Genomic DNA, 18,760 nt, shown 5'->3' with positions numbered 1-18,760 from the left:
CGCACACGCACCGCAACTGTCATCAAAAATTCACGCCAGCCTGTTGAACTTCAATTTCCAAGCGATCATACTTCATCCAGTCGTCTAGACGTGTAGAGGAAATTATGGATCACTCACAAGCGGGGCAGCAAGCGCCCGACACCCGGCGCGCCGCCTGGATGCGCGTGTTGTCCCTGGCGGACCCGGCCGCCTTGGAAGGGGCATTCAGTGGCTTGGATGGCGTGCCCCAGCACCAGATGCTGCGGCCGGCCCAAACCGGTATGGCCATGGTGCGGGCGCGCAGCGGCGGTACCGGCGCGCGTTTCAACCTTGGCGAAATGACCGTGACACGCTGCGCGGTGACGCTGGACACAGCCGGCGCGGGCGTGGTGGGCGTGGCCTACGTGCAAGGGCGTTCCCTGCGCCATGCCGAACAGGCCGCAGTGGCTGACGCGCTGCTGCAATTGCCGGAATGGCACGACACCGTGCAAGCGCAATTGATCCGGCCGCTGGCGCGCCAGCATGCCGATAAGGTCGACGCCCAGGCGCGTGTCGCGGCGCAGACCAAGGTTGAATTCTTCACGATGGTGCGGGGCGAGGACTGACATGCAAGCACAGACAAGCACCACGTTGCCCGCCGCGCGCGGCGGCCTCATCCCGGGGTTTTCCGACCCGGTCAACGATGCGCAAACCACCTTTCGCGCCGCGCTTAAAGCCCTGGCGCATCCCGGGCGCGTGGAAGAAATCACTGCCCAATGCGGCGTGCCCACCGGCTTGTCGCCGGCCATGACGGCGCTGCTGCTGACGTTGGTGGACGGCGATACGCCCTTGTGGTTGCCCCCGGAAGTGAGCGCCGACGCGCTGGCCTTCCTGCGCTTTCATTGCGGCTGCCCCATCGTGCCATCGCCGTCGCTGGCGCGCTTTGCCGCCGTGCCGATGGGTTGCGATGCACCCGCGCTGTCCGCCTGCCATCCGGGCGACCCGGCGTATCCGGACTTGTCTACGACCTTGCTGCTTGAAGTGGGCTCGCTTGCCGACGGCCACGCGGTCAGCCTGACCGGCCCGGGTATCCAGACGCGGCAAGCGCTGTCGGTGACGGGCCTGCCCGAGGGCTTCTGGCGCGACTGGCGCCTGAACCATCAACTGTTTCCGCTTGGCGTCGACGTGTTCCTGACGCAAGACCGGCGGATGTGTGGACTGCCGCGCACGACGCGGGTGGAGAACTGACATGTACGTAGCCGTCAAAGGGGGCGAACGCGCCATCCTGAATTCCTACCGCATGCTGGACGCCTACCGGCGCGGCGACCGCGCGGTGCCCGAGCTAAGCCTGGACCAGATTCGCGAACAGATGCCGCTGGCGGTGTCGCGCGTGATGGCCGAGGGTTCGCTCTACGACCCGCAACTGGCCTCGCTGGCGCTCAAGCAGGCGGCGGGTGATGTGATCGAAGCGGTGTTCCTGCTGCGCGCCTATCGCACGACCTTGTCGCGCTATGGCTACACGCAGCCGATCGACACGGGCGCCATGCGCTTGCAGCGCCGTATCTCGTCCACCTTCAAGGACGTGCCGGGCGGCCAGATCCTGGGCCCCACCTACGACTACACGCAACGCTTGCTGGATTTCACGCTGGAAGCGCAGCGCGAGGCCGACGCGCTGCCCGCCGGCGGTGAGGCGCTGGACAGCGCCATGCCGCGCGTGACGGATCTGTTGGCGCACGATGAATTGATCGACGCCAAACCCGTGCCCGAAGGCGACCCCGAACCCTTTGACCTGACGCGCCAGCCGCTGGACTTTCCGGCCTCGCGCGCGGCCCGCCTGCAGAACCTGGCGCGCGCCGACGAAGGATTCTTGTTGTCCATGGGCTATTCCACGCAGCGCGGCTACGGCAACACCCATCCGTTCGCGGCCGAGATCCGCTACGGCACGCTGGAAGTGGAGATGCACATCGAAGAGCTGGGCTTTGCCGTCACGGTGGGCGAAATTGAAATCACCGAATGCCAGATGGTGAGCCAGTTCGCGGGCAACGCCGAAGCCGGCCCGAAGTTCACGCGCGGCTACGGCCTGACCTTCGGTTACGGCGAACGCAAAGCCATGTCGATGGCGCTGGTGGACCGCGCGTTGAAGGCCAAGGACCTGGGCGAACGCGCCGATTCGCCCGCCAACGACCACGAGTTCGTGCTGTATCACAGCGACAACGTCGAGGCGTCCGGCTTTGTGCAGCACTTGAAGCTGCCGCATTACGTGGACTTCCAGGCGAACCTGGAATTGCTGCGCCGCTTGCGCTCGGACGGGGCTGCGAAAAAAGCCGAGCCGCTTGACACAACCCAAGCCGCGTTGCAACCCACCGTCCAAGCCGCTCCCAACGATCTGATCGACGAGGCTGTTTCCCAATGAGCGCCCAACACGCCACGGTCGAACGCGACGACCACTACAACTTTGCGTATCTCGACGAATCCACCAAGCGCATGCTGCGCCGCGCGCTGCTCAAGGCGGTGGCCATACCCGGCTACCAGGTGCCGTTCGGCAGCCGCGAGATGCCGCTGCCTTATGGCTGGGGCACGGGCGGCATCCAGGTGACGGCGGCCATCATCGGCCAGGACGATGTGCTGAAGGTCATCGACCAAGGCTCGGACGACACCACCAACGCCATCAACATCCGCCGTTTCTTTGGCCGCGTCACGGGCGTGGCCACGACGGAATCCACGCCGGACGCCACCATTGTGCAGACGCGCCATCGCATTCCTGAAACGCCGCTGCGCGAAGGGCAGGTGATGGTCTACCAGGTGCCGATTCCGGAACCGTTGCGCTGGCTTGAACCCAGTGAAACCGAAACGCGCACGATGCACGCGCTGGCCGAATACGGCGGCATGCACGTCAAGCTGTACGAAGACATCGCGCAGCACGGCCACATCGCCACCACCTACGACTACCCCGTCATCGTGAACGACCGCTACATGATGCGCCCGTCGCCCATCCCGAAGTTCGACAACCCCAAGCTGGACGGCAACCCCGCGCTGATGCTGTTCGGCGCCGGCCGCGAAAAGCGCGTCTATGCCGTGCCGCCGTACACCCGCGTCAAAAGCCTGGACTTCGACGATCACCCCTTCACCGTGGAAACCTGGACCGAATGCTGCGACCTGTGCGGATCGCGCGACAGTTATCTGGATGAAATCATCCTGGACGACGCGGGCACGCGCCGCTTCGTGTGTTCAGACACGGAATACTGCAACCACCGCCAAGCGCAACAACGCAACGACGAGGCCACGGCATGAACCCCCAACCCCACCCGCAACCCTTGCTTTCCGTGCGCAACATGACGCGCACCTGGGACGGCGTGCATGGCTGCCGCGACGTCAGCTTTGACCTGTTTCCCGGCGAAGTCCTGTGCGTGGTCGGTGAGTCCGGCTCGGGCAAGAGCACCTTGCTGTCGGCCGTGTCATACCAAACCCAGCCAGACGCCGGCAGCGTCTGGTACGACACGCGAGACCAGGGCTTCATCGACCTGGCCGCGCTGCCCGGCGCGCGGCTGCGCCTGTTGTCGCGCACCGACTGGGGCTTTGTGCGGCAGAACGCGCGCGACGGCCTGCGCATGCAGGTCAGCGCGGGCGCCAACATCGCCGAGCGACTGATGGCCGTGGGCGACCGACATTACGGTGACCTGCGCGCCGTGGCGGGCAACTGGCTGCAAAAGATGGAGATCGACGCGGGCCGCCTGGACGATACGCCGGTGTCGTTTTCCGGCGGCATGCAGCAGCGCTTGCAGATCGCGCGCAATCTGGTCACGCATCCGCGCCTGGTGTTCATGGACGAACCGACCGCGTCGCTGGATGTGTCGGTGCAGGCGCGCTTGTTGGACCTGCTGCGCCAGTTGGTCACGGACCTGGGCCTGGCCGCCATCGTGGTCACGCACGATCTGGCGGTGGCACGCCTGCTGGCGCATCGCACGCTGGTGATGCGCGGCGGCGTGGTGGTCGAAAGCGGGCTGACCGACCAGATTCTTGACGACCCCCAACACCCCTACACCCAGTTGCTGGTGTCTTCCATTTTGCAGAGCTGAACATGCGCGCAACTACTCCCATGATCGAGGTGCGGGGCCTCGGAAAGATGTTCACCCTGCATAACCAGGGCGGCATCCGCCTGCCCGTGCTGGACGCGGTGGACTTCGATGCTGCCGCGGGCGATTGCCTGGTGTTGGCCGGCCCGTCAGGCACCGGTAAAAGCACCTTGCTGCGCTGCCTGTACGGCAACTATCTGGCCACCGAAGGCAGCATCCGTGTGCGCGCAAACGACGAATGGGTCGAGCTGGTGGGCGCGCCCGAACAACGCATTCTGGCCTTGCGCCGCGACGTCATCGGTTATGTCAGCCAGTTCCTGCGGGTGATTCCGCGCGTGTCCGCGCTGGATGTGGTGGCCGAGCCGCTGCGCATGGCGGGCGTGGATGCAGACGACGCGCGTGATCAGGCCGGCGCCTTGTTGCAACGCCTGAACGTGCCGCCGCGCCTGTGGGGCCTGGCGCCCGCCACGTTTTCGGGCGGCGAGCAGCAGCGTGTGAACATCGCGCGTGGCTTCATCGCGCGCCATCCCATCTTGCTGCTGGATGAACCCACGGCATCGCTGGACGCCGACAACCGCCGCGTGGTGATCGCGCTGATCCACGAAGCCCTGGCGGCGGGCCGCTGCCTGCTGGGCATTTTTCACGATGCCGAGGTACGTGACGCCGTCGCCACGAAAACGTTGGCGCTGCGGCCGGCGTTGGCCGAGCCGGCTGAGACGGCAGAGTCGACCCAACCGGAGGAATCATGCAAAGCACCTATCTGACCCACGCCCGCGTGGTGCTGCCCGATCGCGTGCTGGACAACAGCGCGGTGCTGATCGATGACGGCCGCATCGTCGCCATCGAGCCCGACGGCGCGCGCGCGGATCGCGTGGTCGATCTACAGGGCCAGACCTTGTTGCCCGGGCTGATCGACCTGCATTGCGACGCCATCGAAAAAGAAGCCGAGCCCCGCTCGCGCGTGCTGTTTCCCCTGGACTTCGCCGTGGCCCAGGTCGACCGCCGCAATGCCGCGGCCGGCATCACCACGCCCTACCATGCGCTGTCGTTCGCGAACAAGGATTTAGGGGTGCGCAACAACCAGACGGCGGCCGAAGTGGTGCGCACGCTGCGCGCATTCCGCCCGCACAGCCTGGTGGATAACCGCGTGCATTGCCGCTACGAAGTCACCGACGACACCTCGGTGCCGGTGCTGCGCGCGCTGATGGAAGAGGGCGCGGTGGACCTGTTGTCCGTCATGGATCATTCGCCGGGGCAGGGCCAGTTCAAAACGCTGGAGTCCTATCTGCAATACATGATGGGCAACCACGCAATGAGCCGGGAACAGGCCGAAGAAGCCGCCCACGCCAAGACGCGCGCGAAAGATGGCGCGGTGACGCGGGTAGAGACGCTGTTGGCGCACGCGAAGTCCCTGGGCATCCCCACCGCCAGCCATGACGACGACTCCGTTCAACGCATTGCCACCATGCGCAACCTGGGCGTGGCAATGAGCGAATTTCCGATCACGCTGGATACCGCCCGCGCGGCGGTGTCTTGCGGCCTGCCCACCATTCTGGGCGCGCCGAACGTGCTGCGTGGCCAAAGCCAAAGCGGGTCGATGCGGGCCATCGACGCCATCCGCGCGGGCGTGGCCAGTTGCCTGTGTTCGGACTACCAGCCGTCCACGCTGATCGCCGCGGCCTACGCGGTGGCGGCGCAGACCGACCTGAGCTGGCCGCAGGCGATTGCGCTGGTGACGGCGAACCCCGCGGATGCCTGCGGCCTGTCGGACCGGGGCCGCATCGCCGTGGGCCTGCGGGCCGATCTGGTGGCGGTGGCGCAGGTGGGCGCCTTGCCATTGATCAGTCACACTTGGTCGGCCGGCCGGCTGGTATTCTCCACGCACTATCAGCCGTCGCGTACCCACGTGGCGGCGGCGCCCCAGCCTCAACGGGCGGCGGCCTGAGCCGCTGGCGATGTCTTCCAGGAGAACCGCGATGAATCCGATCGTGATTGCCGTTGCGCTCAGCGCCACGCACACGTTCAGCAAGCCTGTAGTGCCCACGATCATGTTGTTGCGCGGGCTGGGGGTGGAGGGTGACGCGCATCAGGGGGTGACCGTCAAGCATCGCTCGCGCGTGCGCGCCGACCCCACGCAGCCGAACCTGCGCCAGGTGCATTTGATTCAGGCCGAGCTGCATGACGAGCTGCAACTGGCCGGTTTCAACGTCGCCGAAGGCACGATGGGCGAAAACATCACCACCCGGGGTATCGATCTACTGGCCTTGCCGCGTGGCGCGCGCCTGCGCATCGGCGCCGACGCGGTGGTCGAGATCACCGGGCTGCGCAACCCCTGCGTGCAGTTGGACCAGTATCAGAAGGGCTTGACAGGCGCCGTGCTGGGCCGCAACCCCGACGGCAGCCTGCAACGCCGCGCCGGCGTCATGGGGATCGTGGTGGAGGGCGGGGCGGTCAGCCCCGGCGACGCCATCCGGGCCGAGCTTCCCGCACTGCCGCATTTTCCGCTGGAACGGGTGTAGGGGCAAAAACATCGTTGCGGGTCAAAGACGGGTCGCCCGGCATCTGGTTAAATGGCGAAGGGCGTAACGGCCTAAGGCGCAGCCGGCCCTTCTCCGGCTCGTCATCCAATTTTCCGGAGCGCGCGATGGCACGATTCAATTTCAACCAAGACCCCGAAGAACCCGATCTGTGGGCGGCCGAAAACGTGCCCGTCGGCGATGGCCGTCCCCCCATCCACGTCATGATCCAGACAGATGGCGAAGAGCCCGACAGCGGCGCGTCCAAGGTGGTCAAGGCCATCATCGACAATCTGGACGATCACATCCTGGCAGCGGCCGAGTTCCTGCTGGATAACTATTCCTACGAGCACTACAAGAAGCTGGGTCTGGAAGACGACCAGTTGCTGCAGGAAGAAACCGCCGAAGCCATGGCCGAAAAAGCCGTGCTGCGCGCCTTGTGGCTGTTCGACGAAGACGGCGACGGCTACGAACTCTGGTTCACGCTGCCCTGGGACCCGGTCCACACCTACGACGTTGAATTCGAAGACGGCACGCCGGTGTCCTGCTCGGTGAACGACTGAATACAGTCGACTGAATCGGGTCGCCCCGGTTCAGTCGACCCCACCCAATCGACTACCCCTGGTTTTCGCGCACGACCGCTGGCGTGCCGGTTGCCGGCCGCGCCGGCGCATCGGCGGCCGCGTCGCCGGGGTTGTCTTCCCGCTTATCTTCCAGCTTGGCGATAACGGCGGTGGCCAGGCTGTTGCCCACCACGTTCGTCGCCGTGCGACCCATGTCGAAGAACTGGTCGATGCCCATGATCAGCAGCAGGCCGGCCTCGGGCAAATGGAACATCGGCAGCGTCGCTGCCACCACCACCAGCGACGCGCGGGCCACGCCCGCCATGCCCTTGCTGGTCACCATCAGCACCAGCAGCAAGGTCAGTTGCTGAGCAAAGCTCATCTCGATGTTGTAGGCCTGCGCGATGAACAGCACCGCGAACGACTGGTACATCATCGAGCCATCCAGGTTGAACGAATACCCCAGCGGCAACACAAAGCCCGAAATGCGCTTGGACACGCCAAAGCGTTCCAGTGCTTCAATGGTTTTCGGGTAGGCCGATTCGCTGCTGGCGGTGGAAAAGGCCAGCAGGGTCGGTTCCTTGATCAGCCCGCCCAGGCGGCGCGTGGACTTGCCCAAAAACAGATAACCGACGCCGAACAGAATGGCCCACAGCAGCGCCAGACCCAGGTAGAACTCACCGATCAACTTGCCGTAGCTGACCAGCACGCCCAGGCCTTCGGTGGTGATGGCGGCGGCCATGGCGGCAAACACGCCCAGCGGCGCAAAGCGCATCACGTAGTCGGTGACGCGGAACATGATCTTGGCCAGCTCGTCGATCATCGTGTATATCGTGTTGTGGCCCTTGCCGCGTATGAATGACAGCGCGGCTCCGAAGAACAGCGAGAACACCAGGATCTGCAAGATCTCGTTGTTGGCCATGGCCTCGGCGATGCTCTTGGGGAACACGTGCGCAATGAAGGCCTTGAGCGTGAAGTCGCCCGTCTTCAAGCCCGAGGTGAAGCCCGCGTCGGGTATCGCCAGATTCATGTGCGCGCCCGGCTGGAACAGATTGACCAGCAGCAGGCCCAGCAGCAGCGATACGGCGGAAGCAGCAATGAACCAGACCATGGCGCGCAAGCCGATGCGGCCCACGGCGTTGGCGTCGCTCATGCTGGCCAGACCCGATACCAGGGTGGCGAACACCAGCGGGGCAATGATCATCTTGATCATGCGCAGGAAAATATCCGTGACCAGACTGAAGTACGAGGCAATGTGCGCGGCCTCTGTGGCGTCCTGCGCGGTCTTGTTGCAGAGGTAGCCCACCACGACGCCCAACACCATGGCGATGCCGATGGCGCGCGTCAGCTTCTTTGTATTCATGATCAAAACGGAAAACGAGGAGCCCGCCGCTGCAAGACCCCGGGGAATGGGGCTGCGCCCGCCGGCACGGGGCGGGAAAGCGGTCCGGTGACGGGTATGCCAGGGCACCCTGCAAACTGCGGGTTTTCCCTTGGGGCGCGATGTTAACGCTGCACTCCTGACACGCAGTTGTCATGCTGGGGACGTATCAGTAACACCTTCCGGCGTGCCAGAATGGGCCCGCCGCCAAACGGCGTATCAATAAAAACCGGCCCGACCGGGAACATAAAGAACCGGCCCCGACCGGGAACATAAAAGGAGACCAAGCAATGCCGAAACGCGAACTGTCCGTGCTGGCGTCCGGATACACCTATCTGGAAGGCCTGCGGTGGCACGAGGACCGCCTGTGGGCGTCAGACTTCTACACCGAGCAGGTCATCGCCGTGGACCTGGCCGGCAAGATCGAACAGATCTGCCGAGTGCCAGAGCAGCCCTCGGGCCTGGGCTGGCTGCCCGATGGGCGCCTGCTGATCTCATCCATGAAAGACCGCAAGGTGCTGCGCCGCGAGGCCGACGGCACCCTGGCCGTGCATGCCGACCTGTCGGCGCTTACGGGCGGCCCCATCAACGACATGGTGGTGGATGACCAGGGCCGGGCCTACGTGGGTAATTTCGGGTTTGACCTGATGGCCGGCGAGCCGGTCGCGACGACGACGCTGGTGCGCGTGGACACGGACGGCGTGGCGCAGGCAGTGGCCGAAGGGCTGTGCTTTCCCAACGGTTCGTTCATCACGCCGGACGGCAAGACGCTGATCGTCAACGAAACCTTCGGCAACCGGATCTCGGAATTCGACATCCTGCCCACGGGCGCGCTGGGCCCGCGCCGCGACTGGGCCAACTTCGGGCCATTGCCCGATAGCGACGCCCTGTCGGTGCTGATCGCCGCATCGGCCATCGGCCCGGACGGCGGGGCGCTGGACGCGGAAGGCGCGCTATGGGTGGCTGACGCCATCGGCAAGCGGATCGTGCGGCTGGCGCGCGGCGGCCAGATCCTGGAGCAGATCGACACCGGCGAATTCGGCATCTTCGCGGCGGCCCTGGGCGGGCCGGACGGCTGCACGCTATTCATGGCCGCCGCCCCGGATTTCATCGAGGCCAACCGTCGCGCCAAGCCCGAAGGCTGCATCCTGACGACCCGGGTGGACGTGCCGCACGCGGGTCGGCCTTGATGCGGTTGAAGAGGGCGCACGTCAAGGACCCTACGGATCCTTGACGTCCCATTCAGTTGCGGTTGGGGCGGCCGCTGAGCGCCCGCGCGGCGGAAATCGCCAATGAACTGAAGCGCTGCGAGAAGGAATCCAGCGTCCATTCGGCCAGCAGGCCGGCGATATGTATGGCCCCAATCGGGCGGCCGGTGTGGTCGACGACCGCGCTGCCCAGCACGATCTCGCCCACCATGCTTTCTTCCTGGCAGATGGCGTAGCCCTGCACCCGCGCTTCGCGCACGCGCTGCCGGATCAGGTCGGGGTCGGTGATGGTCTTAGGCGTCAGCGGGCGCAAGTGGCTGCGTGCCAGGATGTCGTCGACTTCGTCATCGGGCAGATGCGACATGATGGCGCGACCGCCTGAGGACGAGAACGTGGGCATGCGCCGACCCACCAGGGTGGCGTAGAAGGTCTGGCGCTTGGTCTGGCGACGTAGCGCATACACGATGGTCAGGTCGTCAAACAGGCTCAGATCCACGCGCTCGCCGCATTCCTGCTGCAGTTGCTCAAGGATGGGGGTCGCGCGCTCCAGCAGGGGGTGCCCGCGCAGGAAATCAAACGTTCGGTCCAGGATCTTCTTCCCCAGCACATAACCGCGCTGGTTACTACCGCGCTCCAGATACCCAAGGGCCACAAGCGTATGCAACATGCGCTGGGTCGAGCTGCGGTCGAGGCCCGATAACTGCGCGAGTTCGTTCAGGCTCAGCGGGCCGGGGTGATTGGAGAACGCCTCCAAGATGCCGAAGCCTTTAGCCAGGGATTGGTTGAACCGGGTCTCGGTTGTCGCCATGTTGATGTACTCCAGTTTCTTCTTGTCTTTGCTGTTGGTTCGGCGGGCGATATCCGTACGTGGATACGCGCTATAGAAGTAATTCGCTTTCTTCCGGGCTAGGGAAATCACCCATGCTTTCCGTCTTGCCTCGCAATTGTACGGCCCCTATCATTCCACATATAGATATCGAAGTATCAATAAATGATACTTAAGAGGCGATTTAGTCCGTGGTGGACAAGGAGAGTGCAATGAGCAGTGCCGTAGCAGCCAGGCTGGATCTGGCCCGTATCGCAGAAGCAGTCAACCGGCTTCGCCCATACATGATCGACACGCTGGCCGGATTCGTGCAATGCCGCAGCCTGCCCGGTCAAGAGATGCCCGCAGCGGAATTCCTGGAATCCGCGCTGGCGGACCTGGGCCTCGTTTCCGAGCGGATAGCGCTGCGCACCGAAGAGCTCAAGAACCTGCCGCTGTATTCCCCCGCCTGCTGCCCGGACGGTGGCCGCTACAACGTGTTGGCACGCCACGAGCCGCGCAGCGCCGGTGGCCGCGCCGTGCTCTTCAACGGCCACCTTGATGTGGTACCGACCGGCCCGCAAGAACTTTGGGATCCGAAGCCATTCAGCGGCGAAGTGCGGGAAGGCTGGCTGTATGGCCGCGGCGCGGGCGACATGAAGGCCGGGATCATCTGCGCGCTTGCCGCTTTCAAGGCCCTGCGGGAATTGGGCGTGCAGCCTGCGGGCGCAGTGGGTTTTAACGGCGTGCTGGAAGAAGAAAACACCGGCAACGGCACGCTGGCCACCGTATCTGCGCTGCAAAGCGCCATCGCTGCGGCCAAACTTAGCGCGTTCGACGCGGTAGTTATTCCCGAACCCACGAACGAACGCATGATGAGCGCGCAATTAGGCGTGTACTGGATGTACGTGGATGTCGTGGGTCGTCCGGCGCACGCGGCCAACATGACCTCGGGCGTCAACCCTGTCGAAATCGGCCTGCGTATTGTCGACGAAATGAAAAAGGTGGAGCACGAATGGAACATGCCGGAAAACCGGCATCCGGCTTATCGAGAACACGCGCACCCGATCAATTTCAATTTGGGTCAAATCCACGCCGGGGACTGGAATTCGTCGGTGCCTAGTGTCTGCACGTTGGGCATGCGGATCGCTTGCTACCCGGACATGAGCATTGACGCCGCCAAGGAGTTGGTCGAGAAGCGTATTCGCGCCGTTGAAGACGCATTGAGGGAGAGCGACGTGCGCATCGACATCCGCTACGAGGGCTTCCACGCTCCCGGCTGCGAGTACGACCTAGACGTGCCTGCCATGCAACTGCTGGCCGACGCCCACCGCCGCGTCGCTGGAGAAGCGCCGCAGCCCACTGCGATGACCGCCACCACCGACGGTCGCCACTTCCGCCTGATGATGGACGTGCCGGTCACCTGCTACGGCCCAAAGGTGCAGAACGTGCACGGCTTCAACGAATGCGTCTCGGTAGACAGCATGGTGCGCGTCGCGACATCGCTGGCGCTGTTTATGCACGACTGGTGCGGCGTGGAGCCGCTGCAAACCTCAGCCTGATGGTGGCGGGCCTTCCGCCGCCGTCTTCCGCCGCTTTCCATTTCATACGGAATTCCTGCCATGACGTTCCCTGTCGCCCGGTGCGCCTTAGCGCGCATTACCCTCGCCACCGCGAGCCTGTTAACGCTGTCTGTTCCCGTCTTGCAAGCGGCTGAAACGCCCCAGTATGGCGGCGTCTTGACCGCCATCCTGAGCCCCGAGCCGCCGACTTTAAACGTGGCCGTGCAGCAAGTCGCGAGTACACAATTGGTTGCCGGCAAGATCTTCGAAAGCCTGTTGACCTATTCCTTCGACCTGAAGCCGCAACCTGGGCTGGCCAAGTCTTGGGACGTGTCCGCCGACCGCCTGACCTATACCTTCCACTTGCAGCCCAAGGTGCAGTGGCATGACGGTAAGCCGTTCTCATCTGACGACGTGCTGTTTACGTACACCAAAGTGCTGGCTAGCACTCCACGCACACGCACGCTGATGGCCAACGTGCAAGAAGTGTCGGCACCGGACGCACATACGGTCGTTTTCAAATTAAAGCAGCCGTACTCGGCGTTTCTGTACGCGTTTGATATCGGCGGCGGCGCCATCCTGCCCAAGCACCTGTACGACGTGGACACGCCAATTGGCCGGAATCCGAACAACAACGCGCCGATCGGTACCGGCCCGTTTAAGTTCAAGCGCTGGGAACGCGGGTCATATATTGAACTGGTCAAGAACGAGCAATACTGGAAGGAAGGCCGGCCTTATCTGGACGGCATCACGTACCGCGTGATTCCCGATTCGGCTTCGCGTCGCGTGGCTTTGGAACAAGGCACGGTGCTGCAAGCATGGCAGCAAGACATCGAGCCCGTCGATGTGGCGCGCGTGGCCAAGCTGCCGACCATTAATCAAACCCACAAGGGATATGAGTATTGGTCGACCATGCACTGGCTCGAGCTCAACGGCAGCCGTTATCCCTTCTCGGACAAACGATTCCGTCAGGCGCTGATGTATGGCATCAACCGTCAGTTCATCGTTGACAAGATCATGTTCGGGTCGGGTACGGTGGCCACTGGTCCCATTCACCACAACACGCGTTTCTATGACGCCAACGTCAAAAAGTATCCGTACGACCCGAAGCGAGCCATTGCGTTGCTAGATGAAATGGGTCTGAAGCCCGACGCCAAGGGCGTGCGCGCCACCATCGGCCTGATACCGCTGCCTTACGGCGAAACGCCACGCCGCACTGCGGAATACATCAAGCAGAATCTGTCCAAGATCGGCGTGACCGTCAATATCGAAAGCACCGACGTTGGCGGGTGGACCAGCCGCGTGGGCAACTGGGATTTCGATATGGCCGCCAACGGCGTGTTTCAGTACGGCGACCCGGCCATAGGCGTGGCGCGCACCTATCTGGGCAGCAACATTAAGAAGGGGCTGATGTTCAGCAACACCTCGCAGTACGACAACCCCAAGGTCGACGAACTCTTCAACGCCGCCGCCACCGCCCCTACCGACGAAGAGCGTCAGAAGTTGTACAGCGAAGTCCAACGCATTCTGGTAGACGACGTGCCGGTCCTGTGGCTGGCCGACACCAAATCCTCCACGCTGCTGAACAAGCGCGTGCATGACGCGGTGACAACCGCGCTTGGCGTAGTTGATACGCAAAGCGACACTTGGCTGTCCAAAGAATGAAGGCGGTCAGTAAATTCCTGGCGAATCGGGTGGTCAAGAGCGCCCTGGTTCTGCTGATGATCGCGCTCTTTAACTTCTTCCTGGTTCGCGCGGCGCCGGGTGATCCGGCTGAAATTCTTGCCGGGCAATCGGGTGCGGTGGACGCCGAGTTCATCGAAAAGCTGCGTCAGGAGTTCGGGTTGGACAAGCCCATCCCCGTGCAACTGGGACATTACCTGAAGAACGTCGCCACGTTTGATCTAGGCTATTCCTACCGCCAACAGGCGTCTGTTTCCAGCTTGATCTTGCAGCATCTGCCAGCGACGCTGTTGCTAACGTTGTCGGCGTTTGCCTTTGCGTTGCTGGCCGGGATCAGCCTCGGTACACAGGCCGCATTGCGGGTGGGCAAATGGGGCGACACTGTCATCACCACGCTGTCCATGCTGGCTTACGCCACGCCGCTGTTCTGGGTGGGACTGATGCTAGTGCTGCTGTTCTCGGTCAATCTAGAGTGGCTGCCCGCCTTCGGCTATGAAAGTGTCGGTGCCGACTTGACGGGAATGGCGCGCATGGCCGACGTGGCCAAGCATTTGCTGCTGCCAGCGTTGACGTTGGGCATGTTTTACATGGCCGTCTACGCCCGGCTAACGCGCGCGTCCATTCTCGAAATCAGCCAACTTGACTTCGTCAAGACAGCACGCGCCAAGGGCTTGTCAGAACGCACGGTCATCGTACGGCACGTGTTGCGCAACGCGCTGCTGCCCGTCATCACCTACGCGGGTATTCAGGCGGGCGGGCTCATCGGCGGGTCGCTATTGGTCGAAACGGTGTTCGCGTGGCCTGGTATCGGGCGACTGGCCTTTGACGCGTTGGTGCAGCGCGACTACAGCGTGCTATTGGGCGTGTTTTTCGTGGCCTCGTTAATCGTGGTCGTAGTCAACATTGTCACCGACATTCTTTACACGGTGGCGGACCCCAGAATCGAACTGAAATGAATGCGTTCATACAATCTTTCTGCCGCAACAAGGGCGGCATCATCGGCCTGATCGTGCTGGGGCTGGTCACCTTGATGGCCATTACCGCTGGTTGGATCTTTCCTGACAGCCCGTGGGACATCGTCAACGGCCCCTTTATGCCGCCGCTGTCCGACGGTGCGCTGCTGGGCACTGATACCTTGGGCCGCGATATTGCCACTGGCATCGCTTACGGGTCCCGCGTGACCCTGCTACTGGCTGCAGTGTCCACCGTTGTGTCCATCTTGGTGGGCATCACGGTGGGGGCGTTGGCCGGCTTTTATGGCGGTCGCGTGGACCAAGCCATTGTGGGTTTTATCGAGCTGTTCCAGACCATTCCCAGCTTCTTCTTGGCGGTGGTGCTGGTCGCCATTCTGATCCCCAATATGGCGACTGTGATCTTCGCGATTGCGGTGGTGTCGTGGCCGCCGCTCGCGCGGTTGGTACGGGCGGAATTCATGAGCCTGAAGAACCGCGAATTCGTGCAAGCCGCGATGCTGGCAGGGCAGTCCAACATTCGCATTATTCTGACGCAGATCCTACCCAACAGTTTGTCGCCCGTGATTGTTTCGGGCTCGCTGATGATCGCAAGTGCAATCCTGCTGGAATCGGCCCTCAGTTTCTTGGGTCTGGGCGACCCTAATGCCATAACGTGGGGTTACATCATCGGGATGTCGCGCAGCGTGTTGCGGGATGCGTGGTGGATGAGCGTGTTCCCTGGCGTGGCAATCTTGGTGACAGTGTTGTCGCTGAACCTGATCGGGGAAGCGCTCAACGATGCCCTGAATCCCAAATTGGCCCGCAGGAGGGCAACGCAATGAGTGCCGACCAGAACAGCGTGCTGCTTGACATCCGCGACCTTAGCGTCACCGCTGCCCATGGGGGACCCACGGTCGTGCAAGGCGTGTCGTACACCGTCAACCGCAATGAAATCATGTGCGTGGTCGGCGAATCGGGTTCGGGAAAATCCGTGACGGCGCACGCCATTATGGGTCTGCTTCCGGACGATCAACTCAGTATCACGCAAGGGAAAATTCTGTACGGCGGGCGCGACCTGGTCGGCTTGTCGGCCACCGACTGGTACGGCTTGCGCGGCAAGTCGTTCGGCATGGTGTTCCAGGAACCCATGACCGCGCTGAATCCCATCATGCGCGTGGGCCGACAGGTGGACGAAGTGCTCGAACGCCACACCACGCTGAGCGCCTCGGCGCGCAAGCAGCGCGTGCTGGAATTGTTCGAACAGGTGCTGCTGCCGGATCCCGCCGCCATGATCGACGCCTTTCCGTTCCAGTTGTCGGGCGGGCAGCGGCAGCGCGTGGTGATCGCGATGGCGCTGGCCCTGGAGCCGGACGTGCTGATCGCGGATGAACCCACGACCGCGCTGGATGTCACGACGCAGGCGCAGATCCTCGGGCTGATCAAGGACATCCAGCGGCGCATGGGCATCGGCGTCATCTTCATCACCCACGACTTTGGCGTGGTGGCCGACATTGCCGACCGTATTGTCGTCATGCGCAAGGGCGCGGTGGTGGAGGCGGGCGCCGCCCAAGACATCCTGAACCGCCCGCAGCATCCCTATACGCGTCAGTTGATCGCCGCCGTGCCGCACAAACCCCAGGGCAAGGAAGAGGCCGGCGCGGCGCCCGCGCTGATGGTGGTGGACAAGCTGTGCAAGACCTTCGCCACCGGCGGGCGCCGGGTCGACGCACTGCGCGATATCTCGCTGGAAATCCGGCAGGGCGAAACGCTGGGCCTGGTGGGCGAGTCCGGCTCGGGCAAGTCCACCTTGGGCCGCACGCTGATCGGCTTGATCTCGCCTGACAGCGGCAGCGTGCGTATGGAGGGCCAGGAACTCGTCGGCATGAGGCCGCGCGACTTCCGCCCCTATCGCCGCCAGATCCAGATGGTGTTCCAGGACCCCTACGCATCGCTGAACCCGCGCCACCGCGTGATCGAGGCGGTGGCGCAAGGCCCCATCGCCTTTGGCGCAAGCCGCAAGACCGCGCTGCGCGATGCGCGTGAATTGCTGGAACTGGTGGGCTTGGGCGGAGACGCGGGCGACCGCTATCCGCACCAATTTTCCGGTGGGCAGCGCCAGCGCGTGGGCATCGCGCGCGCCCTGGCCTTGAAGCCCCGGCTGCTGGTGGCGGACGAAGCCGTGTCGGCGCTGGACGTGTCCATCCAGGCGCAGGTGCTGGACCTGCTTAAGACAGTAAGCGGGCAGTTCGATTTGTCCGTGCTGTTCATCACCCACGATCTGCGTGTCGCGGCCCAGATCTGCGACCGCATTGCCGTCATGCGGCAGGGGCAACTGGTGGAGCTGGAACGCGCGGCCACGATTTTCTACCACCCACAACATGAATACACGCGCCGCCTGATCGAATCGGTGCCGGGCAAGGCCTGGAACAAACCCGATCTGGAAGCGCTGTCAGACCCCTCAAGGAGCAAGCAGTATGCGTGACACCGAGTATCAGGCGCTGGACGGGCTGGCGCTGGCGGACTTGTTGGCAAGGCGCGAAGTCAGCCCCGAAGACCTGATGGCCTGCGCCATCAAGCTGGCGCGGGAACGCGCGCCGGCCATGAATGCGCTCTGCTACGAGCGCTATGAAGAATCGCTGGACGTGGCGCGCGCCTGGCAGGCCCGGGGCGTGTTCGGCGCGATCCCGTTTCTGCTGAAGGATTCCGGTCTGGCGCACACGCGCTTTCCGTCCAGCCTGGGTTCCCGCCTGTTGAACGATACGCGCTATGCCCGTAACGCCACCCTGGCCGACCGCTTTGAAGCTGCCGGCCTGATCCCGTTTGCCCGCACCACCGTGCCCGAATTCTGCATGGCGCCCACCACCGAGGCGGCGCGTAACGGCGGCCCCACCCGCAACCCCTGGGACCCGACGCGCTCGACGGGCGGGTCCAGCGGTGGCGCGGCGGCGGCGGTGGCGGCAGGCATCGTGCCCTTGGCGCATGGCAGCGACGGCGGGGGTTCCATCCGCATCCCGGCCGCTGCTTGTGGCGTGTATGGGTTGAAGGTGTCGCGGGGCCGCGTGCCCATGGGTCCGTTGCGCGGCGAAGGCTGGGGCGGCCTGGCGACGGATGGGGTGTTGTCGCGCTCGGTGCGCGACACGGCGGCCGCGCTGGACGCCGTGTGTGCCCCGGAGCCGGGCGCGCCCTATGCGGCGCCCGCCGCCCCGGGGTCTTATCTGGAACTGTTGTCTGCCCCCCCGCGCAAACTGCGCATCGTCGTGTGGCGCAGCGCCTTCAATGGCGTGGCCGTGGCGCCCGAATGCGTTGCCGCTGTCGAGCGCGCGGCGGCGCTATGCCGGGAGCTGGGCCACGAGGTCGTGGACGGCACGCCACCGGACATCGAGTACGACGCCTTCGTGCAGGCCCACGCCAATGTGCTGGCCGGAAACATCGTGCTGTCGGTGGACACGCGGCTGGGCCTGACCGGCCAGCCCTTGGCCGACGACGACCTGGAACCCGTGCTGCGCCAAGGCTATGAATACGGCAAGTCGCTGCCGGCGGCGCAGTACATCGGCAGCGTGAACCGCTTCCATGCCATCGGCCGCATTCTTGACAACTATATGGAGGGCTACGACGCCATCCTGTCGCCCTCGCTGACGCAACTGCCGTTGAAGTTGGGCGAATTGTCCACGGCCCAGGGCACGTTCCTGGACTTCCGCCGCAAGGTCGCCACTTACGGCACGTTCTCGTTGGCGTTCAATGCGTCGGGCCAGCCGGCCGCCAGCTTGCCGCTGGTCTGGACTGACGCGGGTCTGCCGGTGGGCGTACAGGTGGTGGGCCGTTATGGCGACGAAGCCGTGGTGCTGGCCTTGTCGGCCCAACTGGAAACTGCCCAGCCCTGGGCGGGACGCATCGCCGTGCCGCAGCCTGTCTAGGGACGGAGTCGGGGGAACAGCCCCCGAAAGTGAAACTTCGCGTGTCGGGGCGGCTTTGGCCGCCCCTTGTCCCTCATGCGTCCGGACGACCTGCGCGCGGCTTGCGCCGCTTTGCCATCGGCTGAATGGACCGGATACCGGCGG

At 64.0% G+C, this 18,760-nt stretch carries 18 protein-coding genes; 16 read left to right on the top strand and 2 right to left on the bottom strand.

Annotated features, from left to right (window positions below; genetic code table 11):
- Positions 1-104 precede the first annotated feature (104 nt).
- The 9 genes from phnG to M2361_RS12730 all read left to right on the top strand — a co-directional run bounded on the left by phnG (position 105) and on the right by M2361_RS12730 (position 7,110).
- Complete coding sequence (gene phnG, locus M2361_RS12770) at positions 105-584, top strand: phosphonate C-P lyase system protein PhnG (protein ID WP_259249447.1); 480 nt, start codon at positions 105-107, stop codon at positions 582-584.
- Between the two features lies 1 nt (position 585).
- Positions 586-1,206: a phosphonate C-P lyase system protein PhnH gene (phnH, locus tag M2361_RS12765; RefSeq protein ID WP_259249445.1), complete on the top strand. Its 621-nt coding sequence runs from the start codon at positions 586-588 to the stop codon at positions 1,204-1,206.
- 1 nt (position 1,207) lies between these two features.
- Positions 1,208-2,371, top strand: a complete 1,164-nt coding sequence (locus M2361_RS12760; RefSeq protein ID WP_259249443.1) for a carbon-phosphorus lyase complex subunit PhnI — start codon at positions 1,208-1,210, stop codon at positions 2,369-2,371.
- Positions 2,368-3,249 carry an alpha-D-ribose 1-methylphosphonate 5-phosphate C-P-lyase PhnJ gene (locus tag M2361_RS12755; RefSeq protein ID WP_259249440.1) on the top strand — a complete coding sequence of 294 codons (882 nt, stop codon included), beginning with the start codon at positions 2,368-2,370 and terminating at the stop codon, positions 3,247-3,249. The genes M2361_RS12760 and M2361_RS12755 overlap by 4 nt, the downstream gene beginning before the upstream one ends.
- Complete coding sequence (gene phnK / locus M2361_RS12750) at positions 3,246-4,034, top strand: phosphonate C-P lyase system protein PhnK (protein WP_100854869.1); 789 nt, start codon at positions 3,246-3,248, stop codon at positions 4,032-4,034. The genes M2361_RS12755 and phnK overlap by 4 nt, the downstream gene beginning before the upstream one ends.
- A 2-nt stretch (positions 4,035-4,036) precedes the next feature.
- Positions 4,037-4,795, top strand: coding sequence for a phosphonate C-P lyase system protein PhnL (gene phnL / locus M2361_RS12745; RefSeq protein WP_259249438.1), 759 nt, complete (start codon positions 4,037-4,039; stop codon positions 4,793-4,795).
- Positions 4,777-5,976 (top strand): alpha-D-ribose 1-methylphosphonate 5-triphosphate diphosphatase, encoded by a 1,200-nt coding sequence (locus M2361_RS12740; protein ID WP_259249436.1) that lies wholly within the window; start codon positions 4,777-4,779, stop codon positions 5,974-5,976. Before phnL ends, M2361_RS12740 begins: the two co-directional genes overlap by 19 nt.
- A 31-nt stretch (positions 5,977-6,007) precedes the next feature.
- Positions 6,008-6,550, top strand: a complete 543-nt coding sequence (locus M2361_RS12735) for an MOSC domain-containing protein (protein WP_259249434.1) — start codon at positions 6,008-6,010, stop codon at positions 6,548-6,550.
- 125 nt (positions 6,551-6,675) lie between these two features.
- Positions 6,676-7,110: a hypothetical protein gene (locus M2361_RS12730; protein ID WP_259249432.1), complete on the top strand. Its 435-nt coding sequence runs from the start codon at positions 6,676-6,678 to the stop codon at positions 7,108-7,110.
- 52 nt (positions 7,111-7,162) lie between these two features.
- Here M2361_RS12730 and M2361_RS12725 read toward each other — a convergent pair whose 3' ends face one another.
- Positions 7,163-8,473, bottom strand: coding sequence for a dicarboxylate/amino acid:cation symporter (locus M2361_RS12725; RefSeq protein ID WP_259249430.1), 1,311 nt, complete (start codon positions 8,471-8,473; stop codon positions 7,163-7,165).
- Between the two features lie 308 nt (positions 8,474-8,781).
- Between M2361_RS12725 and M2361_RS12720 the strand changes: the two genes are divergently transcribed.
- A complete protein-coding gene (locus tag M2361_RS12720; RefSeq protein ID WP_259249428.1) occupies positions 8,782-9,681 on the top strand; it encodes an SMP-30/gluconolactonase/LRE family protein in 900 nt (299 codons plus the stop codon).
- Between the two features lie 52 nt (positions 9,682-9,733).
- Here the strand turns inward: M2361_RS12720 and M2361_RS12715 are convergent, their stop codons facing one another.
- Positions 9,734-10,507 (bottom strand): IclR family transcriptional regulator, encoded by a 774-nt coding sequence (locus M2361_RS12715; protein ID WP_046804494.1) that lies wholly within the window; start codon positions 10,505-10,507, stop codon positions 9,734-9,736.
- A 230-nt stretch (positions 10,508-10,737) separates the two neighbouring features.
- Between M2361_RS12715 and M2361_RS12710 the strand changes: the two genes are divergently transcribed.
- From M2361_RS12710 to M2361_RS12685, 6 genes are read left to right on the top strand one after another with little or no spacing between them, the layout of a single operon-like run.
- A complete protein-coding gene (locus M2361_RS12710) occupies positions 10,738-12,066 on the top strand; it encodes an ArgE/DapE family deacylase (protein ID WP_259251471.1) in 1,329 nt (442 codons plus the stop codon).
- Positions 12,067-12,126: 60 nt separating this feature from the next.
- The gene (locus M2361_RS12705) at positions 12,127-13,731 is read left to right on the top strand and encodes an ABC transporter substrate-binding protein (RefSeq protein ID WP_259249425.1); all 1,605 of its coding nucleotides are present in this window, start codon (positions 12,127-12,129) and stop codon (positions 13,729-13,731) included.
- The gene (locus tag M2361_RS12700) at positions 13,728-14,705 is read left to right on the top strand and encodes an ABC transporter permease (protein ID WP_046804408.1); all 978 of its coding nucleotides are present in this window, start codon (positions 13,728-13,730) and stop codon (positions 14,703-14,705) included. Before M2361_RS12705 ends, M2361_RS12700 begins: the two co-directional genes overlap by 4 nt.
- Entirely contained in the window at positions 14,702-15,544 is an 843-nt protein-coding gene (locus M2361_RS12695; RefSeq protein ID WP_259249420.1) for an ABC transporter permease, read from the top strand. Before M2361_RS12700 ends, M2361_RS12695 begins: the two co-directional genes overlap by 4 nt.
- Positions 15,541-17,184, top strand: a complete 1,644-nt coding sequence (locus M2361_RS12690; RefSeq protein ID WP_259249418.1) for an ABC transporter ATP-binding protein — start codon at positions 15,541-15,543, stop codon at positions 17,182-17,184. Before M2361_RS12695 ends, M2361_RS12690 begins: the two co-directional genes overlap by 4 nt.
- Positions 17,177-18,616, top strand: coding sequence for an amidase (locus M2361_RS12685; RefSeq protein WP_259249417.1), 1,440 nt, complete (start codon positions 17,177-17,179; stop codon positions 18,614-18,616). The genes M2361_RS12690 and M2361_RS12685 overlap by 8 nt, the downstream gene beginning before the upstream one ends.
- The last annotated feature ends 144 nt before the right edge of the window (positions 18,617-18,760 follow it).

Origin of the sequence: Achromobacter sp. JUb104 (assembly GCF_024806975.1) — a bacterium.
GTDB lineage: Bacteria > Pseudomonadota > Gammaproteobacteria > Burkholderiales > Burkholderiaceae_B > Achromobacter > Achromobacter spanius.
The sequence above is the reverse complement of the archived record's forward strand: the minus strand, read 5'-3'. Positions and strand labels throughout refer to the sequence as shown.

Bases quoted from the DNA above. Each gene is read 5' to 3' on its own strand.
- phnG (WP_259249447.1), top strand. From the start codon at position 105: ATGGATCACTCACAAGCGGGGCAGCAAGCGCCCGACACCCGGCGCGCC.
- phnH (WP_259249445.1), top strand. From the start codon at position 586: ATGCAAGCACAGACAAGCACCACGTTGCCCGCCGCGCGCGGCGGCCTC.
- M2361_RS12760 (WP_259249443.1), top strand. From the start codon at position 1,208: ATGTACGTAGCCGTCAAAGGGGGCGAACGCGCCATCCTGAATTCCTAC.
- M2361_RS12755 (WP_259249440.1), top strand. From the start codon at position 2,368: ATGAGCGCCCAACACGCCACGGTCGAACGCGACGACCACTACAACTTT.
- phnK (WP_100854869.1), top strand. From the start codon at position 3,246: ATGAACCCCCAACCCCACCCGCAACCCTTGCTTTCCGTGCGCAACATG.
- phnL (WP_259249438.1), top strand. From the start codon at position 4,037: ATGCGCGCAACTACTCCCATGATCGAGGTGCGGGGCCTCGGAAAGATG.
- M2361_RS12740 (WP_259249436.1), top strand. From the start codon at position 4,777: ATGCAAAGCACCTATCTGACCCACGCCCGCGTGGTGCTGCCCGATCGC.
- M2361_RS12735 (WP_259249434.1), top strand. From the start codon at position 6,008: ATGAATCCGATCGTGATTGCCGTTGCGCTCAGCGCCACGCACACGTTC.
- M2361_RS12730 (WP_259249432.1), top strand. From the start codon at position 6,676: ATGGCACGATTCAATTTCAACCAAGACCCCGAAGAACCCGATCTGTGG.
- M2361_RS12725 (WP_259249430.1), bottom strand. From the start codon at position 8,473: ATGAATACAAAGAAGCTGACGCGCGCCATCGGCATCGCCATGGTGTTG.
- M2361_RS12720 (WP_259249428.1), top strand. From the start codon at position 8,782: ATGCCGAAACGCGAACTGTCCGTGCTGGCGTCCGGATACACCTATCTG.
- M2361_RS12715 (WP_046804494.1), bottom strand. From the start codon at position 10,507: ATGGCGACAACCGAGACCCGGTTCAACCAATCCCTGGCTAAAGGCTTC.
- M2361_RS12710 (WP_259251471.1), top strand. From the start codon at position 10,738: ATGAGCAGTGCCGTAGCAGCCAGGCTGGATCTGGCCCGTATCGCAGAA.
- M2361_RS12705 (WP_259249425.1), top strand. From the start codon at position 12,127: ATGACGTTCCCTGTCGCCCGGTGCGCCTTAGCGCGCATTACCCTCGCC.
- M2361_RS12700 (WP_046804408.1), top strand. From the start codon at position 13,728: ATGAAGGCGGTCAGTAAATTCCTGGCGAATCGGGTGGTCAAGAGCGCC.
- M2361_RS12695 (WP_259249420.1), top strand. From the start codon at position 14,702: ATGAATGCGTTCATACAATCTTTCTGCCGCAACAAGGGCGGCATCATC.
- M2361_RS12690 (WP_259249418.1), top strand. From the start codon at position 15,541: ATGAGTGCCGACCAGAACAGCGTGCTGCTTGACATCCGCGACCTTAGC.
- M2361_RS12685 (WP_259249417.1), top strand. From the start codon at position 17,177: ATGCGTGACACCGAGTATCAGGCGCTGGACGGGCTGGCGCTGGCGGAC.